The sequence below is a fragment of the Streptomyces sp. NPDC107765 genome, assembly GCF_055657085.1.
On record NZ_JBVKBL010000008.1, the window covers coordinates 393,835 to 401,812 of the forward strand.

A 7,978-nucleotide genomic window follows, 5' to 3' on the forward strand; every position below is an offset into this window, starting at 1 on the left:
TTCCGTCAGCCCCGTCAGCGGTCGTTGCGGTACAGCTGCTTTTTGTCGATGTAGCGCACCACACCGTCCGGCACCAGGTACCAGACCGGATCCCCCTGGGCGACGCGCGCCCGGCAGTCGGTCGAGGAGATGGCCAGCGCGGGCACCTCGACCAGGGACACCGCCCCCTCGGGCAGCCCGGGGTCCGCGAGGACGTGGCCGGGCCTGGTCACCCCGATGAAGTGGGCGAGCGACACCAGCTCCGCGGCATCGTGCCAGGTCAGGATCTGACTGAGCGCGTCGGCGCCGGTGATGAAGAACAGATCCGCGTCACGGTGCTCCGCGCGCAGATCACGCAGCGTGTCTATCGTGTACGTCTTGCCGCCGCGGTCGATGTCGATGCGGCTGACGGAGAACTGCGGGTTCGACGCGGTCGCGATGACCGTCATCAGATACCGGTCCTCGGCCGGGGACACCTTCTTGTGGCTCTTCTGCCACGGCTGTCCGGTCGGCACGAAGATGACCTCGTCGAGGTGGAACTGGCTGGCCACCTCGCTGGCGGCGACCAGGTGTCCGTGGTGGATCGGGTCGAACGTCCCGCCCATCACTCCGAGTCGCCGCTTCACGGGCCCTGTGTGCTCTCCCATGCGTGCAGACCCTACTGGGCGGCGCGCGATGCCGGGGGCCGGGTGCCGGCGCTCAGCGGTCCCGGTTGAAGCGGGTCGTGACCCACAGCAGGAGGAGCAGGACAAACAGGGCACCGCCGCCGGTCACGAAAGGGCTGAGGCTGGCGTGACCGCCCTCGTGGCCGGGTTCGGCGGCGAGGGAAACCAGGGACTGTGCGGTGGTGTGCAGGCTCATCGTCAGCAGGACCAATCCGGGCTCGGGTGCGGGCAGAGACTTCCACCACATCGTATGCGTCGGCCCACTGCGGGCTCACGGCGACTCCACCCGGATGCGCCCGGCCGCGTCCGCACGCCCGACAGGACGCGGTCCCGGCCGGCCGGTCCCGGCCGGTCAGTCCTGTCCGTAGCCGCGCAGCAGGAACCACGCGAGCAGGACAGCGCCGAGCACGCCTACGATGATCACGGTGCGCAGGATCCATCCGGGGCCGCCGTCCCTGGCGGTCTCCTCGGCTGCGGCGAGCAGCAGGCTCGGATGCGGCATGGCGGCGCTCCTCGGGTACGGCCCGGCGGGTCTTTTGTACGGGCCTGTGCGGTCATTGGTGCGATCGCCAGCGTACGCCCGAGCATCCATTCGCCTGTCAGTGGCGTCCTCTAGTCTGAAACTCACGCAGTCGAAGAGGGGGAGGCCCCAATGACGGAGAGCCCAGACGGCAGCGCGCGTGTACCGAGCCGGGACCGGCGGCGATTCCCCGGAATCTCCTCGCGGTCGTACGAGCACCCCGCGGACCGCTCGGCGCTGGTCGCCCTGCGCAAGCTCAGCGGGTTCGACACCGTCTTCAAGACGCTCAGCGGCCTGTTGCCGGAGCGCAGCCTCCGGCTGCTGTTCCTGTCGGACTCGGTGCGCGTCAGCGACCAGCAGTTCTCGCACCTGAACGACATGCTGCGCGACGCCTGCTACATCCTGGACCTGGAGAAGGTCCCGCCGATGTACGTCAATCAGGACCCGCAGCCCAACGCCATGTGCATCGGTCTGGACGAGCCGATCATCGTGGTGACGACCGGTCTGGTCGAGCTGCTCGACGAGGAGGAGATGCGGGCGGTCGTCGGCCACGAGGTCGGCCACGCCCTCTCCGGGCACGCGGTCTACCGCACGATCCTGCTGTTCCTGACCAACCTCGCCATGAAGGTCGCCTGGATCCCGCTGGGCAACGTCGCGATCATGGCGATCGTGACGGCGCTGCGCGAGTGGTTCCGCAAGTCCGAGCTGTCGGCGGACCGCGCCGGGCTGCTGGTCGGGCAGGACCTGCAGGCCTCGATGCGCGGCCTGATGAAGCTGGCGGGCGGCAATCATCTGCACGAGATGAACGTCGACGCCTTCCTCAAGCAGGCCGACGAGTACGAGTCGGGCGGCGATCTGCGCGACTCCGTGCTGAAGATCCTCAACCTCCTGCCGCGCAGCCACCCGTTCACGACCGTGCGGGCGGCCGAGCTGAAGAAGTGGGCGGCCAGCCGCGACTACCAGCGGATCATGGACGGCCACTACCCCCGCCGCGACGAGGACAAGGACGCCTCGGTGTCCGACTCGTTCCGGGACTCGGCGGCGCACTACGCCGAGTCGGTCCGCAACAGCAAGGACCCGCTGATGGGCCTGGTCCGCGATATCGCGGGCGGGGCGGGCGACTTGGGCGGCAAGCTGCGGGACACGGTCTTCGGCAGCGGCGGCGCGCGCGGCGGCCAGGGCGGCGCCAACGGCACGGACCGGACCAACGGTTCGGAAGCCTGAGGGAAGGACACACACCACGCCCGGCGGAGCGGCTCGCACGCCCGGCGGGCCCTGGGACGCCTAGCGGATCGGGTGGGCCGGCTTCGGCTCGGCGGACGGCGCCAGCTGACCGCACAGCGAGGGGTTGGCCCGGTCCCTGGCGTAGGGGTCGGTGCCGGCCGGGCGGTCGCTGCCGGCGTGCTGTCCCGCGAAGAGCGGGTGCAGCGCGTCGGCCGACTGCGAGGAGCAGGCCAGCGGCCCGGCCTGCAGGCTGCTCTGCAGCACCTCCAGGCGGTGGTCGGTCAGGTCGTCGCGGCCCAGCCGGAAGTGCATCTCGCGCCGCACGGTGACCAGCGAGGCGGCGCCCGGGGTGGCCTTGCCGACGTCCTGGCCGGCCGCGGCCTGCTGCGTGCCGGGGGCGGGCCGGACGGCGTAGACGAAGGTGTAGTCCGCGGTGACCTCCAGCGCGTCCGGGCTCAACTCCGCGGCGGACAGCGTGCCGTCGACCCGTACGTTCCGGTCGGCGAGCCGGGTCTGCTTCGGGTCGAAGCGGACCAGCCAGCCGGTGGCGGCGTTCCGGCCGTTGTCGTCCGGGTGCGCCAAGCTGCGGTCGAACTGGTCGAGTTGGCCGGTGTCGAGCAGCAGCCGCAGCGGCCGCACGGAACCGCCGGTGAGGGTGTTCGGGTCCAGCGAGGAGCGGACGAGGTAGTCCTTGGCGATGGTCAGCGCGGAGACGATCTGGCCGTCGGAGAAGTGGTCGGTGCGGGAGACCGTGGGCAGGTTCACGCCCGCGGCGCCGATCCGGTAAGTCGCCGCGGGACTGTGCGCGAAGAGGTCCTCGGGCGTGCCGCCGGGCACCTCGCCGCTCGGCGCGAGCGGCACGACGGCCGACCGCAGCGGCTGCACCCGGGGCGGTTCCGGGGTCTTGTAGGGGTGCCGGATGCCCATGTAGACGGCGGTGCCGAAGGCCAGCACGATCAGCAGCACCAGGAGGATCGCCTGCCGGGAGCCCCCCAGCCGCATCCAGGCGCGGCGGGTCTTCACCGCGGGTGCATGGTGCTCGCCGAGCCGTTCGTCGGCGGAGAATTCCTGCAGCCGCGCAGCGCGCACAAACGATTCGTCGAAGACGACGGATCGGTACTCGTCCTCACCGCCTCCCGGGGCGCCGTTGGGCGTCCCTTCGGGAGGGTCACCAGGCCCGGTCATACAACAAGAGTAGGTCGGCCGGGGCGAAGGTAAACGCCGGGGCGGCGGGCAACTTCAGCGCACCGTTCCGTTTCGGGCGCCCCGGATGCGGGCAGCGCGCGACGGCGTCATTGTGCCCGGGTGCCGGCGGAGAACGACGGGCGCACGGTCTCGGCGGACGGCAGCGACGGCAGGCCGGGGCGGGCCGTGCGGACGCTGTCCGCGCCGCCGGTGGCCGGGGCGTCGACACCGCTGGAGGTGGGGGCCGGCGCCGGGCTCTGGTTGCGCCCGGACGCACCGCGGAAGACGGCGGTGAAGGCCAGCGCGACCAGCCCGATGCCCATGACCACGGCCAGCACCCAGGCCACCGGCCGGTGCCAGCGGGTACTGCCGCGGTAGGGCCGCAGCGAGCCGCCGTAGGGGCCGTACGGGCCGTGCGGCCGGTCGTCGTACTCGTCCTCGTACCCGCCGTACGCACCGTGCCGCCGCGGGTCGCCGTATGCGTCGGGGTCGTCCGGGCCGTCGCCGTCGGGGCCGAAACCGGGGGCCGAGCGGGCCGCTTCGGCCTCGGCGCGCGCCTCGGCGGCGGCCAGCATCCGCTCGACCGCCGAGGGCTCGTGGATCCGCGCGGACCGGACGAATTCCTCGTCGAAGACCACGGAAGCGAATTCCTCATCCGCTTTTCCGTGGCTCCCGTGGTGGTGCTCGTCGGGCTCTTCGCCGTCCGGGAACGGCGTGCCCCCCACGTCGTCCGGCACCCGTCCAGGTTAGCCCCGGGGGACCATTTTGGGCAGGGAGAAAGCACAGAGAACGGGGCTGCGGGGACGGGAGATCCGCGATCGGCGTCAGCGGGTGTGGCCGTCGCCGGTGACGATGTATTTGGTGGAGGTCAGTTCCGGTAGGCCCATGGGGCCGCGGGCGTGCAGCTTCTGGGTGGAGATGCCGATCTCGGCACCGAAACCGAACTGGCCGCCGTCCGTGAAGCGGGTCGAGGCGTTGACCGCGACGGTGGTGGAATCCACCAACTGGGTGAACCGGCGGGCCGCGGCCTGCGAGGTGGTGACGATCGCCTCGGTGTGCCCGGAGGTCCAGCGCCGGATGTGCGCGACCGCCGCCTCCAGGTCGGGCACCACGGCGGCCGCGATGTCGTACGAGAGGTACTCCGTGGCCCAGTCCTCGTCGGTGGCGGGGGCGACCAGCCCGGGTCCGGCCTGCTGCCAGGCGGCGTCGCCGTGCACGACCACCCCGGCCTCGGTGAGCGCCTCCAGGGCGCGCGGCAGGAACTTCTCGGCGATCCCGGCGTGCACCAGCACGGTCTCGGCGGCGTTGCAGACGCTGGGCCGCTGGGCCTTGGAGTTGATCAGGATGTCGATCGCCATGTCGAGGTCGGCGGCCTCGTCGACGTAGACGTGGCAGTTGCCGGTGCCGGTCTCGATCACCGGGACGGTGGACTCCTCGACGACCGTACGGATCAGCGAGGCGCCGCCACGCGGGATCAGCACGTCGACCAGGCCGCGGGCGCGCATCAGCTCGCGCACCGAGTCGCGGCTCTCACCGGGCACCAGCTGGACGGCGTCGGCGGGCAGCCCGGCGCTCTGGACCGCGTCGCGCAGCACGTCCACCAGGGCGCTGTTGGAGGCGTAGGCGGAGGACGAGCCGCGCAGCAGCACGGCGTTGCCGGACTTCAGGCAGAGGGCGGCGGCGTCCACCGTCACATTGGGCCGGGCCTCGTAGATGATGCCGATCACGCCGAGCGGGACCCGGACCTGGCGCAGGTCGAGGCCGTTGGGCAGGGTCGAGCCGCGGACCACCTCGCCGACCGGGTCGGGCAGCGCCACGACCTGCCGGACGTCCGCGGCGATCGCCGCGATCCGCTCCGGGGTGAGGGTGAGCCGGTCCACGATCGACTCGGCGGTGCCGGCCTCGCGGGCCTTGGCGACGTCCCGGGCGTTGGCGGCGACGATCTCCCCGGTCCGCTCCACCAGGGCGTCGGCGATGGCGAGCAGCGCGGCGTCGCGGGCCGTCCGCGGCAGTGGCGCCAGGACGGCGGCCGCCTCCCGCGCACGGCGGGCGGTGTCGAGGACGGGCGAGGTCTGCGATGCGCTGCTGGTCATGGCCGCAGCCTATCGGGCGGGCAGACCGCGGCCAGGGTCCATCTCACAGCGCGGAACGCATCGGGCCGCCCGTCAGAAGGGGTGTACGCCTACGGGTGCGGCCGGTGGCGGTCCGTAACCCTCGGCGATGCGCTGGTGGTACGTCTCACGGTCGATGACCTCCAGGCCGACGATCTCCCACGGGGGCAGCTTGGCCGTCGAACGGTGCTCGCCCCAGAGCCGCAGGGCGACCGCCGCGGCGTCGTGCAGGTCGCGGGCCTCCTCCCAGTAGCGAATCTCGGCGTGGTCGTTGGCGTAGCGGCTGGTCAGCAGGAAGGGGTGGTCGTGCGCGAGCTGCTCCAGCGCCCGCCGGACCTCCCGCAGCGGGGCCTCGGCCCCCGAGACGCTGAGGGTGATGTGCCAGAGCCGGGACGCCTCTTCGCGGTCGCTCTCCGCGGTTGGCCGCGCGGTCCCGCTGCGCTCCCCCAGGTCCTCGTCCTCGGGCCGGCCGGCGGCCGGCCCGGGTCCGACGCTGGTCAGTGTGCGCTCCGCCGTCCCTCGGGGCGGTGCCCCTGGGCGCCCTCGTCTCACCGGCGGCCTCCTGTGTGGCGAATTGCTCGGCCCCGGGCGGTTGCGGGGCCGACTGGGTGGTACGTCGACGGGTGCGCTTGCGCGCGGTGGGCACCCCTCCCCTGTGGCGCCCCGCAACAAAGTTGACCAGTCCGCGGGCCGTCGCGGGGGCGTTTTTGCGAAGCTCTCGCGGGAAAAGACCGGCCGGTGCACCGCGGGCGGGGCGGTGTGCCGGTGCCGCGACGGGCGTCGGCGGGGCTCCGGCGGCGTCAGTGGTGGAGCAGCACCAGATCGTCGCGGTGCACGACCTCCCGCTCGTAGGCGGGTCCCAGCTCACGGGCGAGATCGCGGGTCGAACGGCCAATCAATCGGGGGATTTCCCGGGCGTCGAAATTGACGAGTCCGCGGGCGATCGCCCGGCCCCCGCCGTCCCGCAGCTCGACCGGGTCGCCGGCCGTGAACTCGCCCTCCACCGCCGCGATACCGGCGGGCAGCAGCGAGGAGTGCCGCTCCACGACGGCCTGGACCGCCCCGTCGTCCAGGACGAGGGCGCCGCGCGGTGTGGAGGCGTGCGCGAGCCACAGCAGCCGGTCGGCGGAGCGGCGCCCGGTCCGCAGGAAGTGCGTGCCCGTGGGCCCCCCGGCCAGCGCTTCCGCGGCGTGCACGGCGGAGGTCAGGATGACCGGGATGCCTGCCGCGGCGGCGATCCGGGCCGCCTCGACCTTGGTGACCATGCCGCCGGTGCCCACGCCGGCCTTGCCCGCGCTCCCGATGGAGACGCCTTCGAGGTCTTCGGGACCACGGACCTCGGCTATCCGCGAGGTGCCCGGGGTGGCCGGGTCGCCGTCGTAGAGGCCGTCCACGTCGGACAGCAGGATCAGCAGGTCGGCGCGGACGAGGTGGGCGACCAGCGCGGCCAGCCGGTCGTTGTCGCCGAAGCGGATCTCGTCGGTGGCGACCGTGTCGTTCTCGTTGACGATCGGCACGGCGCCCATGGCCAGCAGCTGGTCCAGGGTCCGGTAGGCGTTGCGGTAGTGGGCCCGGCGGCTGGTGTCGTCGGAGGTCAGCAGGACCTGGCCGACGCGCCGGCCGTAGCGGGCGAAGGAGGCGGTGTAGCGGGCGACCAGCAGGCCCTGGCCGACGCTGGCGGCGGCCTGCTGGCGGGCCAGGTCGCGCGGCCGCCGGTCCAGGCCCAGGGGGGCCAGGCCGGCCGCGATGGCACCGGAGGAGACCAGCACGATCTCCTTGTCCTGGTGCTTGGCCAGCACGTCCACCAGCGCGTCGACCCGGTCCGCGTCCAGTCCGCCGGCGGCCGTGGTCAGTGAGGACGAGCCCACCTTCACCACGATCCGCCGGGCGTGAGCGACGTCCTGCCTTGCGCCTGCCACCTGCTGTACCCCTGTACTGCTCGCCTGTTTCCCGGCCGCCGTACGGGTGGTCCCCGACCGTCCCGTACACGTCCCTACGGGCGCAATCTACGGCAGTGCGGCCCGCCGGCGCGTGCCGATATCGCCTGGCGGACGCCCGGTGGGACGGCGAGGGGCCGGCCAGAGTGGCGAACGCCACCGTGACGTGACGGGGACCCCCGAGGTGGTGAACACCACCGTCACAGGCTGGAACAATACGGAGGGACGTCCTCCGGTCCCCCTTCCGTATACGGCCGAAGGCTTCATTTCCGCGGCCGTATTTACTGCATTTACCGCCACCCACCCGGAATTCCTTAAGACGGGCGCAACGGCCAAGAGGTTGCGTTCGATTGGTCC

General features: G+C 72.4%; 9 protein-coding genes. 1 reads left to right on the forward strand and 8 read right to left on the reverse strand.

Annotation, left to right across the window (positions count from 1 at the left end; genetic code table 11):
- Positions 1 to 14: 14 nt before the first annotated feature.
- From nadD to ACZ7MX_RS22090, 3 genes are all read right to left on the reverse strand, one after another.
- Positions 15 to 626 (reverse strand): nicotinate-nucleotide adenylyltransferase, encoded by a 612-nt coding sequence (nadD, locus tag ACZ7MX_RS22080; RefSeq protein ID WP_051798734.1) that lies wholly within the window; start codon positions 624 to 626, stop codon positions 15 to 17.
- A 52-nt stretch (positions 627 to 678) separates the two neighbouring features.
- Positions 679 to 840, reverse strand: coding sequence for a hypothetical protein (locus ACZ7MX_RS22085; protein ID WP_030809529.1), 162 nt, complete (start codon positions 838 to 840; stop codon positions 679 to 681).
- A 156-nt stretch (positions 841 to 996) separates the two neighbouring features.
- Positions 997 to 1,146 (reverse strand): hypothetical protein, encoded by a 150-nt coding sequence (locus ACZ7MX_RS22090; protein WP_472134516.1) that lies wholly within the window; start codon positions 1,144 to 1,146, stop codon positions 997 to 999.
- A 150-nt stretch (positions 1,147 to 1,296) separates the two neighbouring features.
- Here ACZ7MX_RS22090 and ACZ7MX_RS22095 point away from each other — a divergent pair, with 150 nt between their 5' ends.
- Positions 1,297 to 2,388: a M48 family metallopeptidase gene (locus ACZ7MX_RS22095; protein ID WP_472134518.1), complete on the forward strand. Its 1,092-nt coding sequence runs from the start codon at positions 1,297 to 1,299 to the stop codon at positions 2,386 to 2,388.
- Positions 2,389 to 2,448: 60 nt separating this feature from the next.
- Here ACZ7MX_RS22095 and ACZ7MX_RS22100 read toward each other — a convergent pair whose 3' ends face one another.
- The 5 genes from ACZ7MX_RS22100 to proB all read right to left on the reverse strand — a co-directional run bounded on the left by ACZ7MX_RS22100 (position 2,449) and on the right by proB (position 7,603).
- On the reverse strand, positions 2,449 to 3,573 hold the full coding sequence (locus ACZ7MX_RS22100; RefSeq protein ID WP_472134520.1) for an SCO2583 family membrane protein: 1,125 nt from the start codon (positions 3,571 to 3,573) through the stop codon (positions 2,449 to 2,451).
- A 107-nt stretch (positions 3,574 to 3,680) separates the two neighbouring features.
- Positions 3,681 to 4,310: an SCO2584 family spore wall biosynthesis protein gene (locus ACZ7MX_RS22105; protein ID WP_472134522.1), complete on the reverse strand. Its 630-nt coding sequence runs from the start codon at positions 4,308 to 4,310 to the stop codon at positions 3,681 to 3,683.
- A gap of 87 nt (positions 4,311 to 4,397) precedes the next feature.
- A complete protein-coding gene (locus tag ACZ7MX_RS22110) occupies positions 4,398 to 5,666 on the reverse strand; it encodes a glutamate-5-semialdehyde dehydrogenase (protein WP_472134524.1) in 1,269 nt (422 codons plus the stop codon).
- A 72-nt stretch (positions 5,667 to 5,738) separates the two neighbouring features.
- Complete coding sequence (locus tag ACZ7MX_RS22115; protein WP_472134526.1) at positions 5,739 to 6,236, reverse strand: hypothetical protein; 498 nt, start codon at positions 6,234 to 6,236, stop codon at positions 5,739 to 5,741.
- Between the two features lie 248 nt (positions 6,237 to 6,484).
- Positions 6,485 to 7,603, reverse strand: coding sequence for a glutamate 5-kinase (gene proB, locus ACZ7MX_RS22120; protein WP_472134528.1), 1,119 nt, complete (start codon positions 7,601 to 7,603; stop codon positions 6,485 to 6,487).
- Between the last annotated feature and the right edge of the window lie 375 nt (positions 7,604 to 7,978).